Origin of the sequence: Streptomyces filamentosus (assembly GCF_014654895.1) — a bacterium.
GTDB classification, from domain to species: domain Bacteria; phylum Actinomycetota; class Actinomycetes; order Streptomycetales; family Streptomycetaceae; genus Streptomyces; species Streptomyces filamentosus.
The window spans coordinates 135070-151560 of the sequence record NZ_BNBE01000004.1 but is presented as its reverse complement, the minus strand read 5'-3'; the positions used below and the strand labels follow the sequence as shown (position 1 = coordinate 151560).

Genomic DNA, 16491 nt, shown 5'->3' with positions numbered 1-16491 from the left:
CGCCCATTCGCTCCCTGCCTCCCCCTCTTTCCCCTGGTCGGCCCGGCTTCCGGGCCGGGCTCACCCCCGCGTGCTGACGCACGTGCCCCGAGTGGCGGAGACAGGATCGTTTCCTCATCCCTCGTCCGGGTGAGGGCGGGATGAAGGGGGTCCGGCAGGGCAGAGATCGCTGCGGCAGTTCACCCCCGGCTTCCCGTACACCTCGCATCCCCACCTCCCTTACCTCCCCGCATCCCCAAATCCCCCGCGTCCCCTCACGCCAGTTCCCCCCAGAAGGATCCGTTGATGCGTCTGCGTTCCGCCCTCACCGCCGCCCTCGGCGCCGGTCTGCTCCTCGCCGCCGTCCCCGCCCCGGCCTCCGCCGCCGAGGGCCAGTTCCGCTACGACTACGTGACCGTCGAGGGGTACGACGCCACGGGGTTCCTCAACTCCCCGCCCAGCGACGAGTGCGTCAACCTCCCGGGTGTCGGCGACGAGAACCCGGAGCCGGGCCACTCGCCGAAGAACCGCACGGACGCCTGGGCGACGGTCTTCACCGGCACCGACTGCCAGGGGGACTCCTTCACCCTCCGCCCGCACACCGGCGGCGCCTCGGCGCGGCTGAAGGTGCGCTCGGTGGTCTTCTCCTCCTGACGGCCCGCCGGGGGGCACGGGTGCGGCGGCGGTCCGGCCGGGACCGCCGCCGCACCCGTATATATTTTTGCAGACTCTGCATTTTTGCTTATCATGCACACATGTCGGAAGGGGTGTCCGCCGGGGGCGGACTGAGGGAGCGAAAGAAGAAGGCGACCCGCGCCGCCCTGGTGGAGGCGGCCGTGCGGCTCGCCGCCGAACACGGGGTCGAGCACGTCACCGTCGACGCCATCAGCGCGGCGGCGGGCGTGTCCACGCGCACGTTCTTCAACTACTTCGACTCCCGCGACGAGGTCTTCGTCATGATCGGCGCGGACTCCGGGGACCGCGTCCGCCGCGCCGTCCTCGCCGCCCCCCGCGACAGGTCCCCGCTGGACGCGCTGCGCGAGGCGCTGGCGTCCGAGCTGGAGGAGATCGAGCGGCACCAGGAGCTGTGGCACCTCCACGCGGAGGTCCTGCGCGGGGCCCCGCAACTCCTCGCCCGGAGCCTCGGCGCCCACATGGCCGACGAACTCGGGCTCGCGGAGACCCTCGCGGAACGCATCGGCGGGGGCTCCCCGCTCTTCACGCCGGAGCGCCCCGCCTTCTCCACCCCCGCGGACCAGGAGCGCCGCCGCGCCCTCGGGCTGTATCCCCGCCTCCTGGCCGCCGTCGGCACGACGGCCGTCCGGGTCGCCGTCGAGCACTGGTGCGTCCGGCAGGGCGAGACCGGTTTCGCGGACGTGTTCCGCGAGACCTTCGAACACCTCGCCGCGGGCCTCCCCGCCCCCGCCCCCGCCCCCGACGCCCCCGCCTCGTAACGGACCCCCTGAACCCCCTGAAAGAGAAGTTGTGAACGCAACGACGGCGCCGGTAGAGGCGCCACCGACCACCATGTCGGACCGACAGATACTCCAGGCCATGTCCGGTCTGATGGCCGGCATGTTCGTGTCCATCCTGGCCGGCACCGTGGTCGCCAACGCACTGCCCCGGATCATCGCCGACCTCGGGGCCAGCCAGTCCTCGTACACCTGGGTCGTCACCGCCGAACTGCTCGCCATGACGGCGACGGTGCCGCTGTGGGGCAAGCTCGCCGACCTCTACAACCAGAAGCTGCTCCTCCAGATCTCCCTCGGCCTGTTCGTGGTCGGCTCGCTGCTGGCCGGCTTCTCCCACGACGTCAGCCTGCTGATCTTCAGCCGGGTCGCGCAGGGCATCGGCGCCGGCGGCCTGACGGCCCTCGCGCAGGTCGTTATGGCGGCGGTCATCCCGCCCCGCAGGCTCGGCAAGTACGCCGGCATGTTCGGCGCGGTCTTCGCCGTCGGCACCGTCGCGGGTCCGCTCATCGGCGGCGTCCTCGTGGACACCTCCTGGCTGGGCTGGCGCTGGTGCTTCTTCATCGGCGTCCCCTTCGCCCTCCTCGCCATCGTGCTGCTCCAGCGCACCCTGAAGCTGCCCACCGTCCGCCGCGAGGCGAAGATCGACTACCTGGGCGCCTTCCTCATCGTCGCCGGCGTCAGCGCGCTCCTCATCTGGGTGTCGCTCGCGGGCAACAGCTTCGACTGGGCGTCCTGGCAGACCGCGGCCCTGACCGGCGGCGGCCTCGTGCTCCTCGTCGCGGCCGTGTTCGTCGAGTCCCGGGTCCCGGAGCCGATCATCCCGCTCGGCATCTTCCGCAACCGCACGGTCACGCTCACCACCGTCGCCAGCCTCTTCGTCGGCCTGGCCATGTTCGGCGGCACCGTCTTCCTCTCCCAGTACTTCCAGATCTCGCTGGGCAAGTCCCCGACGGTCGCCGGCCTGATGAGCCTGCCGATGATCATGGGCCTGCTGGTCTCCTCGACCGTCGCCGGACAGCTCATCAGCCGCACCGGCCGCTGGAAGGCGTACCTGGTCGCGGGCGGCATCCTGATGACCGCCGGCCTCGGCCTCCTCTCCACCATCGGCGCCGACACCCACTTCGGCCTGCTCAGCCTCTACATGGCGGTCATGGGCGTCGGCGTCGGCATGCTGATGCAGAACCTGGTCCTGGCCGCGCAGAACGACGTGGCCGCCACCGAACTCGGCGCCGCCACCTCCGTCCTGTCCTTCTTCCGCAGCCTCGGCGGCACCATCGGCACCAGCGTCCTCGGCGCGATCCTCGCCAGCCGCGTGGCCACGGAGATGAGCAAGGGCCTCCAGGAGGCCGGCATCCCCGCGGGCGGAGGCGCGGCCGGGCACGGCGCCGTGCCGGACATGACGACGCTGCCCGCCCCGATCCGCGAGATCGTGGAGCACGCCTACGGCACCGCCACCGGCGAACTCTTCCTCGTCGCCACCCCCTTCGCGCTCCTCGCCGTCCTCGCGGTCCTCTTCGTCAAGGAGAAGCCCCTGAAGACGACCAGCGGCATGGAGCGCCTCGCCGAGGAGTCCGGCGCCGCCGGACGCGCCGAGGACGACGCGGCGGCCCCGCTGCCCGCCGGCACCCCGGCGGCCCCCGCCGAGAAGGCCTGACGGCCCCGGGCGGCACACCCCCGCGTACGCGACGACGGCCCGCGGCCGGAGGACGGCACACGTCCCCCGGCCGCGGGCCGCCGCGTTTCCCGCGCCCGGCCGGCCGCCTCAGCGGCCGTCCAGCAGGGGCCGCAGGCCGTGCGCGAGCCGCTCGTACTCGGCGGCCCGGTTGTAGACCTGCCCGCAGATCCGGATCCCGCCGCCGTCCGCCCACGGCCAGACCAGCACCCGGCACCCGAGCCGGGCCATGACCTCCTCGCGCAGCGCTTCCGCCTCCGGCTTCGTCCGCGCGAAGCGGGCCGGGAGGCGCAGCGCCCGCATGGCGAGCCGGGCGTCGGACGGCAGCGGCCGCACCCCGGGCAGCCGGGCCAGCAGCCCCGCGCCGTACGCCGCGAGGGCGCTGTTGTGCGCCCGTACGGCTCCGGCGCCCAGCTCCTCCAGGAGCTCCAGGCCCTCCGGGGCGGCGAGCAGACCCGTGTAGTCGGCGGTCGCGCGGTACTCCACCGACCGGGGGAAGCCCTGGTGGTCCTCCCAGGACGGCACCGGCGCGGGCACCCGGTCCCGGAGGGCGGGCGCGACCGCGAGGACGGCGCTCCCCGGAGGCGCGTACCCCCACTTGTGGAGGTTGCCGAACCAGAGGTCCGGCCCGCCGGCGAGCGGATCGGCCAGCATGCCGGGAGCGTGCGCGCCGTCCACGACCGTCGTCACCCCGCGCGCGGCCAGCGCGCGCAGCAGCCCGGGGCCGGCGACGATCCGGGCCGTGGGGGAGCTGATCAGGTCGAGCAGCGCGATCTTCGTGCGGGGCGTCACCGCGGCGAGCACCGCCTCGCGGACCGCCTCCTCGTCCGCGAGCCCCGGATCCAGCCGGACGGTGACGGTCCGGGCCCGGCGGGCGGCGGCCGCGACGACCGTGCCGTAGCCGTGGTCGGTGACCAGCACCTCGTCGTCCGGCGCGAGCCGGAGCGCGTCCAGGGCGAGGTTCGCGGCCTCGGTCGCGTTGGTGACGAGCGCGAGGCCGTCCGGGTCGGCGCCCAGCAGGGCGGCGACCCGGGCCCTGGCACCGGCCAGCAGGTCCGGGACGCCGAGGAAGAACGCGTCCGGATCCGCGGCGGCCGCGGCGGCGATCCGCCGGTGCGCCCTGGCCACGGGCACCGGCACCGCGCCGAAGGAACCGTGGTTGAGATGGGCCACCCGGCCGTCGAGCCGGAAGAGCTCCGCTCCGCCCGGGAAGGGACCGGGCACACCGGCCACGCCGGAGCTCGTGCCACCGGCGCCCGTCCCGCCGTCCCTCATCCGCCTGTCCTCCATGTCACCGCGCCTCGGCCGTGACCGTGCGGCCCGGGGCGACCTTCACCCGCACCGTCGTGTACGCCGTTCCGTCGATCACCTTCGTGGTGGCCGGGCGGACCGTGCCGTCCACGGTGACCGTGCGCCCGGCGCCCGGGAAGCGGGCCTCCCAGACGTAGGGGGCGGAACCCTCGGCGTGGGTGAGGACGGAGCGGTCCGCGCCCTCGTGCCGCAGGGCGAAGACGGAGTCGCCGATCCGCAGGTCCTCGACCGCCAGCCACTCCATGCCCGAGGGCAGCCGGGACAGGGTGGTCAGCGTCCGGGCGGGGGCGTCGGGGGAGACGCCCATCAGGCCCTGCACGGTCTGCCCGACGAGGGTGAAGGACACTTCCGGGTAGTCGCCGTTGGTGCCCTGCCGGCTGTTGACGTGAGGGACGTCCTTCTGGGCGTAGACGTGCCGCATCCAGGCCCAGGCCGTGTCGGGGCGGCCGCCCGCGAGGAAGGTGTCGGGAAGGTAGGTGAGCGCCTCGATGTTGTCGGGACGGCCCTCGCCCTCCGCCTGCGCCTCGATGTAGTCGAGGTACGCCTCGCGGCGGGCGCCGGGGGCGACGATCCCCTTCATCGGCATGAACCAGCTGTTCTCCTTGCCCCAGCCGGTCAGGGGCTGTCCGTCGGTGGTGTAGCCGCGCACCATCTCCGCGCCCGAACCGCTTCCGCTCCACTCGGCGTTGAAGTACCGCTTCAGATCGCGGGCGCGGCGGGCGAAGTCGGCGGCGAGGGCCTTGTCGCCCTTGGCGCGGGCGAGGGAGGCCATCGCCTCGTAGGCCCGGTACTGGGAGGCGATGGCGTCGCCGGCCTCGGCCAGTGGCTCGTCGCTCTGCTCGTTGTAGCTGGCCACGCCCTGGAAGATGCCCTTGCCGGTGCCCTCGGCGACCTTCACCCTGCGGCCGTTGTCCTTCCGTCCGTCGTGGAGGGCGACGAACTCCTCGGTGGCGTGGAGGTAGAACTCCCACAGGGCCGGGTCGTCCAGATAACTCCGGTCGCCGGTCCAGCGGTACGCCTCCTCGGCCTTCTGTACCAGCTCGAAGACGGCGGGCACCTCGCGGACGAAGAGGTCCGGGCGCCGGTAGTCGATGGACAGGTAGGTGCGGTTGTCGAAGTTGAGCGCCCACACCGGGTAGTAGGCGTGCTCGGCGGTGGCGGAGGCGGCGAACGCCCGCAGCATCGCCTTGTTCTCGGCGTGCAGGCCGAGCACCCCCGCCCCGGAGAGCTGGTGGGCCGTGTCCCGCGAGTAGTAGCCGCTGCGGTTGGCGTACCCCGCCCAGTAGGAGGGGGCGTAGACGCCGCTGCCGATGCCGCCGGTCTGGCGCTCGTCCGCGTTCAACGGGCCCTCGGTGCCGGGCAGATGGACCCAGCTGTTGGCCTTGCCGGCGGCCCACGCGAACATCTCGGCGGCCTCGGGATCGCTGGAGGTGACGTGGGGGACGGCGGCGGCGGGGGAGACCATCACGTCGTCGGCGTTGACCCAGCCCCGGCCCGACTCGAAGGCGATCTCCAGACGGTCGCCCGGTGCGAGGGCGACCGGACCGAGGGTGTGGCGGCGGTAGGACGACGCGGCGGGCAGGTCGAGGGCCGCGGCGGGAGAGCCGTTGACGCGGAGCGCGTAGCGACCGCCGGGGCCGCCGGTGGCGATCCAGGCGGAGACCACGTACGCACCGTGCCCGGTGGCGGTCACCGTCTGCGAGACCTTCAGGCCCTCGCCCGCGTCGAGGTACGCGAGCCGGCTTCCGGCGTGCGGCTGGTTGGTGGCGGTCCCCGCGCCTGAGGTGAACTCCCAGCCCCTGCCGCCCTGTTCGAAGCCCGGATCGGAGACCGTGAGGACCGCGGGGCCGACCGGTGGCGGGGCGCCTGCGACGGCCGGTGCCGTGATGAGCGGGGCGAGGGCGGTCAGCAGCGCCACGGCGGCGGCCAGGGCCGTACGGGAACGCGTCATCGGGTTCTCCCGGAGGGTGGTCGAGGTCGGCGCGCGGCACGCTAGCAATCAGCGGGAAGGCTTGCAATGCTTCTCGCATCAGCAAGATGCTGACAGCGCTGAAAGTTTTCATAGAACAATTGCAAATGTGGGAACGGTGCTTGTACTGTCCCGGCCCATGGCACCCAGAGACCGCAACGACGCGGACAGAACCCACCCGACGGCCGCCGCCCGCCCCGCCCGAAGGGACCTCCTGCGCATGGGCGGCGGCGCCCTCGCGGCCACCGGCCTCGCCCTCACCGGCTGCTCCGGCACCGGCGCGGACGGCGGCGGAGGCGAGAAGGGCGACCCGGAGAAGGGCCGGATCACCGTCTGGTCCTGGCAGGGCCCCGCCGCCGAACTCAAGGCCCTGGTGCCGGACTTCAACAAGACCCACCCCGGCATCCAGGTCACCGTCGAGGACATCGGCAACCCCGCCATCTGGGAGAAGATCACCGCCGGTCTCGCCGCCGGCGGCCAGGGCCTCGCCGACGTCCTCCACATCGGGGTCGACTACCTCCCCGGCTACGTCGAACGCTTCCCCGGCGGCCTCGCCGACCTCGCCCCCCTCGGCGCCACCGCGTACCGGGACTCCTTCGCCGCCGGCCTCTGGGGCACCGTCAGTCCCGACGGCAAGCGGGTGAACGCCCTCCCCTGGGAGGCGAACTCGGCCGGCTTCTACTACCGCGCCGACCTCTTCGAGGAGGCCGGCGTCGACGCCGAGGCCCTCCAGACCTGGGACGAGACCATCGAGGCCGGCAAGGTCCTCAAGGCGAAGACCGGCGCCCACCTCCTCGGCCTCGACAAGCCCGCCTCACAGCCCGACGCCGCCAACTTCTTCCAGATGCTGCTCCAGCTCCAGGGCACCTTCTACTTCGACCGGGACGGCCGGATCACCCTCGCCTCGCCCGAGGCCGTCAAGGCCATGACGCTCATCAAGACCATGAACGACGCCGGCCTCGTCAGCGACCTCTCCGGCGGCTGGAACGCCCTGATGAGCTCCCTCGAGAAGGGCACCAACGCCGTCGTTCCCTGGCCCACCTGGTTCGGCGGCATCATCGAGGAACAGGTCCCCGGGGAAGCCGGGAAGTGGAGGGTCCGACTGCCCCCGGCCGTCCGCCGCGGCGGCCCCACCGCCGCCACCGTCAACTCCACCCACCTCGCCGTCGCCGGCAGCAGCAGGCACCAGGCCGCCGCCTGGTCCTTCGTCGAGCACGTCCTCACCCGCCCCGCCTCCCAGGTGCGGATCTACCGGGGCAAGGGCATCGCGCCCGCGCTCATGGAGGCGTACGACGACTCCGTCTTCCACGAGCCGTCCGCCTTCTTCGGCGGCCAGAAGAAGGGCGAGGTCTTCCTCGCCGCCCTCAAGGCCCCCTCTCCGCCCGTCAACTACACCGCCGACTACTCCCGCGCCCTCAAGCTCGTCACCGACGCCCAGACCAAGGTCCTCCTCAAGGGCGCCGACCCCGCCGCCGTGCTCCGGGACGCCGCCGCCGAACTCGCCCGGCAGACCGGCCGGAAGGCCGCCGAATGACCCTGGCGAAGCCGCTCCCGGCCGCCGCCCGCCCCCGGCGGCGCGGCCGGACGGCCCCCTACCTCTTCGTCCTGCCCGCCCTGCTGCTCTTCGCCGCCTTCAAGCTCTACCCCATCGGCTGGTCCTTCCTCCTCAGCCTGCACCGCACGACCGGCGGCACGGAGACCTTCGTCGGCCTCGACAACTACGCCCGCCTGATCGACGACCCGCTCCTGTGGACCGCGCTCCGCAACACCCTCGTCATCCTCGCCGTGCAGGTCCCGCTCATGCTGGCCCTCGCCACCGGTCTCGCCGTCGCCCTGGACTCCCGCCTGCTCAAAGGCCGTCCGCTCTTCCGGCTCGGCTTCTTCCTGCCGATGGTCACCGGCCTCGTCGCGTACGGCATCGTCTTCTCCGTCCTCCTCAACAAGGACTACGGACTCGTCAACTGGCTCCTCGGCCACGTCGGCGCCGACCCCGTCCCCTGGCTCACCGACGGCACGTGGGCCCGGATCTCCCTCGGCCTCGCCCTCACCTGGCACTACACCGGCTACAACGCCGTCATCCTGCTCGCCCGCCTCCAGACCGTCCCCCGCGAGCTGTACGACGCCGCCGCCGTCGACGGAGCGGGCGCCCTCACCGCCTTCCGCCACGTCACCCTGCCCGGCCTGCGCCCCGCCCTCCTCCTCACCACCGTCCTGTCGACCATCGGGACCCTCCAACTCTTCGACGAACCGACCGTCCTCACCGGCGGCGGACCCGACAACGCCACCCTCACCCTCGGCATGTACCTCTACCGCAACGCCTTCACCTACTTCGACTTCGGCTACGCCTCCGCCGTCGCCTACGCCCTCACCCTACTCATCGGGCTCCTCGGCCTGCTCCAGTTCCGCCTCCTGGGAGGCAAGCAGTGACGACCACCACCCGCGGACGGCCCGGCAGGTCGATCCTGCTCACCTCCGGCCTCGCCCTCGCCCTCGCCACCGTCGCGGTCCCCTTCTACTGGCTGGCCGTCGGCGCCACCCACAGCTCCCAGGAGCTGTTCTCCAGCCCGCCGCCCCTGCTGCCCGGCAGCCACCTCGCCGACAACCTCGCCACCCTCCAGGAGACCGCCCACTTCGGCCGGGTCGTCCTCAACTCCCTCGGCATCGCCGCCCTCTACACCCTGCTGGCGGGCACCGTCTGCACCCTCGCCGGATACGGCTTCGCCACCCACCGCTTCCGCGGCCGCGAAGCCCTCTTCGGACTGCTCATGCTCGGCCTCGTCGTCCCCGCCCAGATCACCCTCGTCCCGCTCTTCCGGATGATGGCGGAACTCCACTGGCTCGGCACCTACCAGGCCGTCATCACGCCCAACCTCGCCCTCCCCTTCGGGATCTTCCTCATGCGCCAGTCCATGGCCGCCCTCCCGAAGGAACTCCTCGACTCCGGACGCATGGACGGCTGCGGCGAACTGCGGCTCTTCTGGCGGGTCGCGCTGCCGCCCATGCGGCCCGCCCTCGCCGCCCTCGCGATCTTCCTCTTCCTCTACCAGTGGAACGACTTCGTCTGGCCGCTCATCGTGCTCCGCGACGAACTCACCTTCACCATCCCCGTCGCCCTCGCCTCCCTCCAGGGACTCGACGAGACCGACTACGGCGCCATCCTCGCCGGCACCTCCATCGCCGCCGTCCCCATGGCGATCGTCTTCCTGCTCCTCCAGCGCCACTTCGTCTCCGGCCTCCTCGCCGGGGCGGTGAAGGAATGACCATGCACACCCACCCCGCACCCGAACCCGTCACCACCGCCCACGACGCCCCCGCCCCCGCCGCGCCCCTCCTCGACCGCGTCTCGATCGCCCTCCACGCCCCCGGGACCGACCCGGCCTGGACCCTCACCCCGCTCCCCGGCCCCGGCGCCCTCCACGCCCTCGACGTCCACGCTCCCGGCGCCCCCGTCGAGATCCGGCTCTCCGTCCCCCTCGGCGACGCCGCCGGATACTGGCACCCCCAGGCCGGCTGGCGCCGCACCCTCGTCCCCGACTGGGCCGGCCGCGCCGCCACCTGCCTCGTCGACGGCCCCGCCGCCGGCAGCCTCTACGAACACTCCGGCGCCACCCTGCTCACCTGGGCCGCCGCCGACCCCGTCACCGAGGCCACCGTCCGCTACGGCGTCTCCGAGGAGAACGACACCCACGTCGTCCACCTCCGCCTCCCCGCCGCCGACCGCCCCCACCGCATCCTCCTCGCCCCCCGCGCCCCGACCGTCGCCGCCGCCCTGCGCCCGCTGCGCGCCCACTTCGCCGCCGCCCACCCGCCCATGCCCGTCCCCGAAGCGGCCCGCGTCCCCGTCTACTCCACCTGGTACGCCTTCAACCAGGACGTCACCGCCGAAGCCGTCGAGACCCAGGCCGTCCTCGCCGCCGACCTCGGCTGCGGCGCGCTCATCCTCGACGACGGCTGGCAGGAACACGGCTCGGGCCGCGGCTACGCCGGCCTCGGCGACTGGGAACCCGACCCGGCGAAGTTCCCCGACCTCACCGCCCACGTGGCCCGCGTCCGCTCCCACGGCCTGCGCTACCTCCTCTGGGTCGCGCCGCTCCTCCTCGGCCCCGGCTCCGACCGCCACCACCACTGGGCCGCCGCCGCACCCCGCCCCGCCACCGCGCCCGGCGCCCACGTCCTCGACCCCCGCCTGCCCGAGGTCCGCCGACACGTCACCGACCTGTGCGTCTCCCTCGTCACCCGGCATGGCCTCGACGGACTCAAACTCGACTTCCTCGACGAGGCCGCCGTCTACGCGGGCGACGGCCGCGGCGACGTCGGCCGCGCCATGACCACCCTGCTCGGCGAACTCCGCCGCGCCCTGGAGGCGGTCCGCCCGGACGTGCTGCTCGAACTGCGCCAGCCGTACACCGGACCCGGCATGGCCCCGTACGGGAACATGCTGCGCTCCTTCGACTGCCCCGCCGACGCCACCGCCAACCGGGTCCGCACCCTCGACACCGCCCTCCTCGCCGTCGGTGGCGCCGTCCACTCCGACATGCTCATGTGGTCCGCCGACGCGAGCACCGAGGCCGTCGCCCGCCAGCTCATCGGCGCCCTCCACTCCGTGCCGCAGATCTCCGTCCGCCTCGACGAGGTGCCTCCGGCACACCGGGAGACCGTCCGCTTCTGGCTCGGCTGGTGGCGGGACCGGCGCGCCCTGCTCCTCGACGGTGAGACCGAACCCGGCCGGCCCGACGCCCTCTACCCGCTGGTCACCGCGGCCCGCGGCGAGGAGTGCCTGATCAGCGTGCACGACGACCTCGTCGTGCCGCTCGACACCGCCGCCCACCGCGTCCTCCACCTGGTCAACGGCTCCTCCCGGGACCGGATCGTCGTCGAGGCCACCGGCGGTGCGGCCGTCGTCTCCCTCCGGATCCACGGACCCGACGGACGTATGATGAATGACCCCCTGACGCTGTTGCCCGAGGGACCACGGCCGCTGGCCGTCCCGCGCGGCGGCCTGGTGTCGCTCACTCTCACGGAAGGACCGCGATGAAGGTCGGCATCACCGACCTCGCAGCCCACGCACAGGTCAGCGAGGCCACCGTCAGCCGGGTGATCAACCGGCGCCAGGGCGTGTCCCGCAAGACCCGCGAGGCCGTCGAGCGGGCCATGGCGGAGCTGGGGTACGAGCGACCCACCCAAGGTCAACTCGTCGCGGTGATAACCGAGTTCGTCTCCAACCCGTTCTTCGCCGACGTCGCCGAACGGATCGAGTCGGCACTCGCCCCGCACGGCCTGAAGACCGTCCTGTGCCCCGTCTTCCCGGGCGGCGTCCAGGAGTTGGACTACCTCACCGCCCTCGTCGACAAGGGCGTCGCTGCCGTCGTCTTCCTCTCCGCCTCCAACACGGTCGAGGGCGCCGACACCGAGAGCTACGAACTGCTGCGCCAGCGCCGGGTGCCGTACATCGGCCTCAACGGCGAGTTCGCCGACGGGGTGCCGGTGCCCGTCTACTCCACCGACGACGCCCTCGCCGCCGAACTCGCCGTCGACCACCTGCACCGGCTGGGTCACCGCCGCATCGGCATGGCCTCGGGACCGGCGGGCAACCGGCCCGCCGACCGCCGGGTCCGCGGCTTCGTCGACGCCATGACCCGGCGCGGCGCCACCGATGCCGAGCGGTGGGTGGTCCGCCAGTCCTACACCGTCGAGGGCGGCCAGGCCGCCGCCTCCGCGCTCGCCGACCGGGGCGCCACCGCCGTCGTCGCCGCCAGCGACTACATGGCCCTCGGCGCCGTCCGGGGCCTGCGCAGGCTCGGCCTGGCGGTGCCCGAGGACGTCTCCGTCGTCGGCTACGACGGCACCTCGGTCACCGAGTTCACCGACCCGGCGCTCACCACCGTCCGCCAGCCGGCCGACCGCCTCGCCCTGGAGGCCGCCCGCTCGGTCCTCGCCCTGGTCAGCAACAGGGACGTCCCGACCGGAGAACTCCTCTTCGACCCGGAGCTCGTCATCCGGGCGTCCACCGCCCCCGCGAAGGACCGCCCCTGACCGGCCCGGCAGCCGCCCGCGCCCTCACCCCGCGGGGCGACCGTTCCGGCCGGGTGGCCGCGGGCGACGGGCGATGGAGCCGTACGCCCTGCACGAGGGCGGCGTCGGAGAGGTGGAAGCGCGGGTCGTGGCGGGGGCCGGCCCGCGCCCGCCGGGCGTGGCCACCGGCATCCCCTCCTCGCCCGGTCCGCCGTCCCGCGCGCCGGGCATCGGGCGTGCGCCGCCGTACGGGCGGAGGAACCCGGAGACGTCGTCCTCCCCGAGGGCCGGCGGCATCGGGAAGGCCCTCCCCGCCCCCCGCTCCACCACCGGCAGGACCGCGTCCAGCCACTCCTCGCGGGCGTGCACGGCCGGCACGTCCGTGGAGGTACGCCGCCCCCGCGGGCGGCGCGTCAGTCCGCCCGCGTCGTCTCCAGCAGCTCCCGCGCCGCCGCCCGCGCGGGTCCCTCCGTCCGCGCGTCCACCCGGCGGAAGGTCTCCTGGGCCCGGCGTGCGGGCCAGTCGGGCGGGGTGTGGCGGGCGGGGAGCCGGGGGTCCGCGCGGATGGTCCGGAGCCATTCGCTGACGAGGAGGAGACGGGTGCCGATGGGGTCGTCGCCGGATCCGCCGTCGGGGTGGGCGGTCCAGCGCGCGTCGAAGGCGGCGTACCGGGCGGCGATCGACTCCAGGTCCCAGGTGTCGCGGATCATCCCCTCGATGTCGGTGAACTCGGCCGCCCGCGCGTGGAAGACCTTGACGTGGTCCGCCAGGTCGAGCTCCGCGACGACCGCGGAGACGTCGACCTCCCCAGGGGCGATCCACAGTCCGCTGTACAGCGGCCCGAAGCCGGCCCAGGCGAGGCGCGAACGCAGCCCGTGCCGGCGGCTCTTCCAGGAGTCGGGCAGGGAGAAGCCGAGCAGGGTCCAGGAGCCGTCCCACGCGTCGTCGACGGCCCCCCGCTCCCGGATGCGGACGTGCCCGTCCTCCAGGACGCGCCGCGCCTGCGGGGTCAGGCCGAAGAACATCTTGCGGCCCTCGCGACGGCGCAGCAGCAGACCGCGGTTGACCATGCGGGCGAGGGTGGAGCGGACGGCCTGCTCGCCGACGCCCACCCGCCCGAGGACGTCGATGACGCTGCCCGAGTACACGCACAGGCCGTCGTCCTCCAGCACGTGGTTGCCGAAGAAGGCGAGCATGAGGGACTGGGACCGCTGCTGCGGCCCCTCCGAGGTCTCGGGGAAGTCGTCGTTCTCCACGGGGGAAAGGGTACGGCCGCTCGCCGGGGCCCCCGGCTGCGGCGCCGTGTACGTCCGGCACGGGGCCGCACCCGGGGCCGGGGCGGTTCAAGGAGGAGGCGGCGGCGCGCGGCTGACGGCCGGCGGGCCGCGGGGTCCCCGACGCCCTCCGTGCTCCGGTGCGGCTTCCGGTGGAGATCAGTCGGTCCGCCCTCCCGCGCGCGGAGCCGTGTGCCGCAGCAGGTCGTCGAGGGCGGCGCGGGCGTGCGGGGGGTCCAGCGGGGTGTCCAGGCGGGCCAGCGCGCGCCGGGCGCGGTGGCGGGCGCGCGGGGTGTCGCCCGCGTGGTGCTCGGCGTGGGCGAGGGCGCAGTGGGCGAGGGCGGCCGCCCAGGCGTCGTGGTGCGCGGCGGGCCGGGCGAGGGCCCGCCGGGCGGTCCGGGCGGCCCGCGCGGGCGAGGTCCTGGCCTGGACGACGGCCAGGGCGGCGAGGCTGATCACGGGGGAGGGCCCCGCGGGGGCGTGGTCGGGGATGGTCTCGGCGGCGCTGCGGTAGTGGGCCTCGGCGGCGGCCGGGTCGCCGCGCCGCCAGGCGAGGGTGCCCTGGGCGTGGGCGATCCGGCCGACGAGGGCGTCGTCCCCGGCGAGCACGGCCGCCGGCCAGGCGAGCCCGAGGAGCCGGCCGGCCGTCCCCGGGTCCGCGGCGGCGAGGAGCCAGCCGGCCAGCCACTGCCCCCGGACCCGCAGCGGGCTGTCCGAGGGGAGGCGCGGCAGGAGCGCGAGGACGTGGGAGGCGCCCTCCGGCGCCCGGTCGTGGGCGGCCCACCAGAACCACAGGGCCAGCGCGGTCTCCATGGCGGCCTCGGCGTCGGCGGGCCGGCGGGGGACCGCGCCGAGGAAGGCGGCCAGCGCCTCGCGCTCCTCCCGGACGAGCCGCGCGGCGTCCCGCTGGAGGCCCGCGCTCCACAGTGCCTCCGCCGCCACCGCCACGCCGTGGCAGTGGCGCCCGTGGCGGTCCCGCGCGGCGTCCGTCTCGCCCGCCGCCGCGAGCCGCGTCTGCCCGAAGGCGCGGGCGGCCCGGGGCATCAGGTAGCGCGGCTCGCCCCCGGCGCCGGGATCGTCGTGGGGGACGAGGACGCCGAGCGCGGCGAGCCGTACCAGCGCCTCGGCCACCTGCCGGGCGGAGAGCCCGTCGTCCTGGCACACGGAGACGGCGGCCCGCTCGGTGAACGCGCCCGCGAAGACCCCGGCCCGCCGCCAGACCGCCCGGGAGGGCGGCGCGCACCGGGAGTGGACGGAGCGGAGCTCCGCGAACGCGTCGCCCGGCGGCGTCGGGTGCGCGGGCGGGAGCAGGGACGCGGAACCCTGTGCCAAATCGTTTCTGCGAAGAGGTGGGCGCACGAGGTGCCCTCGTCCGGCGACGAACGGCCGTCCCGACGCGACCAGCACGCGCAGTCCGAACCCGGCCGCGTCCACCACCGACCGCACCAGCCCGGCGCACTCGTCCCGCACCCGGACCACGGCCTCCCACGGGCCGCCGTACGGGGCTGCCGCGACGGTCGGCGCGGCAGCCGCCACCGGTGTCGCGCGCCGGGGGTCCGTGAGTCGTACGTCGTCTGCCTGGCCTGTAGGCCGCACCTTCGCCACCCTGGGGGATCGTCCTCGACACGGCCCTGTGCAGAACCGTCACTGCACCCCAACGTCCGACACGCGCCGAGGTGGCGTCCACGAGGCCGAGATCACCCGACACGGTGACGGGAAGGCGGTGCGGCGGGGCGCCTTCCGGGCCGGAGGGGGCGACCGTTCAGAGGCGGGCGTCCAGGAGCTCCCGCACCTCGGCGCCGGTCAGGACCCCCGTACCGCGCGCCACCGCCGTCCCCTCCTCCAGGAGGACGCAGGACGGCGCGCCGGTGACCTCGTACCGCGCGGTCGCGTCAGGACAGCGCGCGATGTCGGCGCGGACGACCGTCAGTCGGCCCGCGTACTCGTCGGCGAGACCGCCCACGACGAGGTCCATGGTCCGGCAGGGCTCGATCGCCTTGGGCCACGTCCCGATGAAGTACGCGAGGACGGGGACTTCGCTCATCCGGAGGATGAAGTCGAACTCCGCGTCCTCGCGCGGTTGGTGAACCCGCTTCGTCATGGAAGCTCCTGCCTCGGTGTGCGGTCGTGCTTCCTCCCATCATCTCCCGGTCGCGCGGGAGAGGACCCCGAGCCGGATCCGCAATAGATAGTCTGCAACAAAACTATCTGCTATTGTCTTTCCAGTGGACGGGGGCGAGAGCCCGAAAGATCCCCGGTCCACTCCCGCCCGCCCCGCCCTGCTGACCCGAAAGGCCGATCCCATGAGCCGGAACGCCGCCCCCGAGACCGCCCCCACCACCACCCGCAACGACGGCCCGGCGCCCCGGGCGCTCACCGACGAGGAGCTGTCCGCGCTCCTGGGCGGGCAGCAGTTCGGCGTGCTCGCGAGCGTCCGCGCCACCGGTCACCCGCACCTCTCCACCGTCCTCTACGCCTGGAACGCGGAGGAGCGCACCCTGCGGATCTCCTCCACCGCCGACCGCCTCAAGGTCCGCCAGCTGCGCCGCGACCCGCACACCTCCCTCCACGTCAGCGGCCCGGACGTCTGGTCGTTCGCCGTGGCGGAGGGCGAGGCGGAGATCCTGGACCCGGCGGACGCCGCGGCCCCCGGGGAGCAGGTGCTGCCCGACCGGCGCGTGACCATCCTGGTCCGGGTCGCCCGCCTGTACGGAACGGCCCTGGACATCCCCTCCCAGGGCTGAACCGCCCGGAGGGAGCACGGCCACCCCCTGCTGCCCAGGGGGCGACCGGACAATTCCC

14 protein-coding genes are annotated in these 16491 nt (G+C 74.1%); 9 read left to right on the top strand and 5 right to left on the bottom strand.

Translation table 11 applies throughout. From position 1 onward, the window contains the following. The first annotated feature begins 285 nt into the window (after positions 1 to 285). The 3 genes from IE326_RS34510 to IE326_RS34500 all read left to right on the top strand — a co-directional run bounded on the left by IE326_RS34510 (position 286) and on the right by IE326_RS34500 (position 3105). Positions 286 to 633: a hypothetical protein gene (locus tag IE326_RS34510; RefSeq protein WP_150233419.1), complete on the top strand. Its 348-nt coding sequence runs from the start codon at positions 286 to 288 to the stop codon at positions 631 to 633. Positions 634 to 734: 101 nt separating this feature from the next. Further along, positions 735 to 1433, top strand: coding sequence for a TetR/AcrR family transcriptional regulator (locus IE326_RS34505; RefSeq protein WP_190044385.1), 699 nt, complete (start codon positions 735 to 737; stop codon positions 1431 to 1433). 73 nt (positions 1434 to 1506) lie between these two features. Continuing rightward, positions 1507 to 3105 (top strand): MDR family MFS transporter, encoded by a 1599-nt coding sequence (locus IE326_RS34500; protein ID WP_190044384.1) that lies wholly within the window; start codon positions 1507 to 1509, stop codon positions 3103 to 3105. Between the two features lie 108 nt (positions 3106 to 3213). Here IE326_RS34500 and IE326_RS34495 read toward each other — a convergent pair whose 3' ends face one another. Next, entirely contained in the window at positions 3214 to 4356 is a 1143-nt protein-coding gene (locus IE326_RS34495) for an aminotransferase class V-fold PLP-dependent enzyme (protein ID WP_229915806.1), read from the bottom strand. Between the two features lie 58 nt (positions 4357 to 4414). After that, positions 4415 to 6385 carry a hypothetical protein gene (locus IE326_RS34490; protein ID WP_190044383.1) on the bottom strand — a complete coding sequence of 657 codons (1971 nt, stop codon included), beginning with the start codon at positions 6383 to 6385 and terminating at the stop codon, positions 4415 to 4417. A gap of 157 nt (positions 6386 to 6542) precedes the next feature. Here IE326_RS34490 and IE326_RS34485 point away from each other — a divergent pair, with 157 nt between their 5' ends. The 5 genes from IE326_RS34485 to IE326_RS34465 are packed head-to-tail and all read left to right on the top strand — an operon-like array spanning position 6543 to position 12436. Continuing rightward, complete coding sequence (locus IE326_RS34485) at positions 6543 to 7937, top strand: ABC transporter substrate-binding protein (RefSeq protein ID WP_150233410.1); 1395 nt, start codon at positions 6543 to 6545, stop codon at positions 7935 to 7937. Then, positions 7934 to 8830, top strand: a complete 897-nt coding sequence (locus IE326_RS34480; protein WP_150233408.1) for a carbohydrate ABC transporter permease — start codon at positions 7934 to 7936, stop codon at positions 8828 to 8830. The genes IE326_RS34485 and IE326_RS34480 overlap by 4 nt, the downstream gene beginning before the upstream one ends. Then, entirely contained in the window at positions 8827 to 9663 is an 837-nt protein-coding gene (locus IE326_RS34475; protein ID WP_150233406.1) for a carbohydrate ABC transporter permease, read from the top strand. Before IE326_RS34480 ends, IE326_RS34475 begins: the two co-directional genes overlap by 4 nt. 2 nt (positions 9664 to 9665) lie before the next feature. Beyond that, on the top strand, positions 9666 to 11438 hold the full coding sequence (locus IE326_RS34470) for a glycoside hydrolase family 36 protein (protein WP_268983058.1): 1773 nt from the start codon (positions 9666 to 9668) through the stop codon (positions 11436 to 11438). Then, positions 11435 to 12436 carry a LacI family DNA-binding transcriptional regulator gene (locus IE326_RS34465; RefSeq protein ID WP_150233402.1) on the top strand — a complete coding sequence of 334 codons (1002 nt, stop codon included), beginning with the start codon at positions 11435 to 11437 and terminating at the stop codon, positions 12434 to 12436. Before IE326_RS34470 ends, IE326_RS34465 begins: the two co-directional genes overlap by 4 nt. Before the next feature lie 392 nt (positions 12437 to 12828). Here the strand turns inward: IE326_RS34465 and IE326_RS34460 are convergent, their stop codons facing one another. The 3 genes from IE326_RS34460 to IE326_RS34450 all read right to left on the bottom strand — a co-directional run bounded on the left by IE326_RS34460 (position 12829) and on the right by IE326_RS34450 (position 15790). Then, a complete protein-coding gene (locus tag IE326_RS34460) occupies positions 12829 to 13671 on the bottom strand; it encodes a PaaX family transcriptional regulator (protein ID WP_229915804.1) in 843 nt (280 codons plus the stop codon). A gap of 177 nt (positions 13672 to 13848) precedes the next feature. Continuing rightward, positions 13849 to 15021 carry a hypothetical protein gene (locus IE326_RS34455; RefSeq protein ID WP_190044382.1) on the bottom strand — a complete coding sequence of 391 codons (1173 nt, stop codon included), beginning with the start codon at positions 15019 to 15021 and terminating at the stop codon, positions 13849 to 13851. A 430-nt stretch (positions 15022 to 15451) separates the two neighbouring features. Further along, a complete protein-coding gene (locus IE326_RS34450) occupies positions 15452 to 15790 on the bottom strand; it encodes a thioredoxin family protein (protein WP_150233398.1) in 339 nt (112 codons plus the stop codon). 202 nt (positions 15791 to 15992) lie between these two features. Between IE326_RS34450 and IE326_RS34445 the strand changes: the two genes are divergently transcribed. Next, entirely contained in the window at positions 15993 to 16433 is a 441-nt protein-coding gene (locus IE326_RS34445) for a pyridoxamine 5'-phosphate oxidase family protein (RefSeq protein WP_190044381.1), read from the top strand. Positions 16434 to 16491: the final 58 nt, after the last annotated feature.

Excerpts from the sequence above, each read along its gene's own strand:
- IE326_RS34510 (WP_150233419.1), top strand. The coding sequence starts at position 286 with ATGCGTCTGCGTTCCGCCCTCACCGCCGCCCTCGGCGCCGGTCTGCTC.
- IE326_RS34480 (WP_150233408.1), top strand. The coding sequence starts at position 7,934 with ATGACCCTGGCGAAGCCGCTCCCGGCCGCCGCCCGCCCCCGGCGGCGC.
- IE326_RS34485 (WP_150233410.1), top strand. The coding sequence starts at position 6,543 with ATGGCACCCAGAGACCGCAACGACGCGGACAGAACCCACCCGACGGCC.
- IE326_RS34450 (WP_150233398.1), bottom strand. The coding sequence starts at position 15,790 with ATGACGAAGCGGGTTCACCAACCGCGCGAGGACGCGGAGTTCGACTTC.
- IE326_RS34490 (WP_190044383.1), bottom strand. The coding sequence starts at position 6,385 with ATGACGCGTTCCCGTACGGCCCTGGCCGCCGCCGTGGCGCTGCTGACC.
- IE326_RS34445 (WP_190044381.1), top strand. The coding sequence starts at position 15,993 with ATGAGCCGGAACGCCGCCCCCGAGACCGCCCCCACCACCACCCGCAAC.
- IE326_RS34465 (WP_150233402.1), top strand. The coding sequence starts at position 11,435 with ATGAAGGTCGGCATCACCGACCTCGCAGCCCACGCACAGGTCAGCGAG.
- IE326_RS34470 (WP_268983058.1), top strand. The coding sequence starts at position 9,666 with ATGCACACCCACCCCGCACCCGAACCCGTCACCACCGCCCACGACGCC.
- IE326_RS34500 (WP_190044384.1), top strand. The coding sequence starts at position 1,507 with ATGTCGGACCGACAGATACTCCAGGCCATGTCCGGTCTGATGGCCGGC.
- IE326_RS34505 (WP_190044385.1), top strand. The coding sequence starts at position 735 with ATGTCGGAAGGGGTGTCCGCCGGGGGCGGACTGAGGGAGCGAAAGAAG.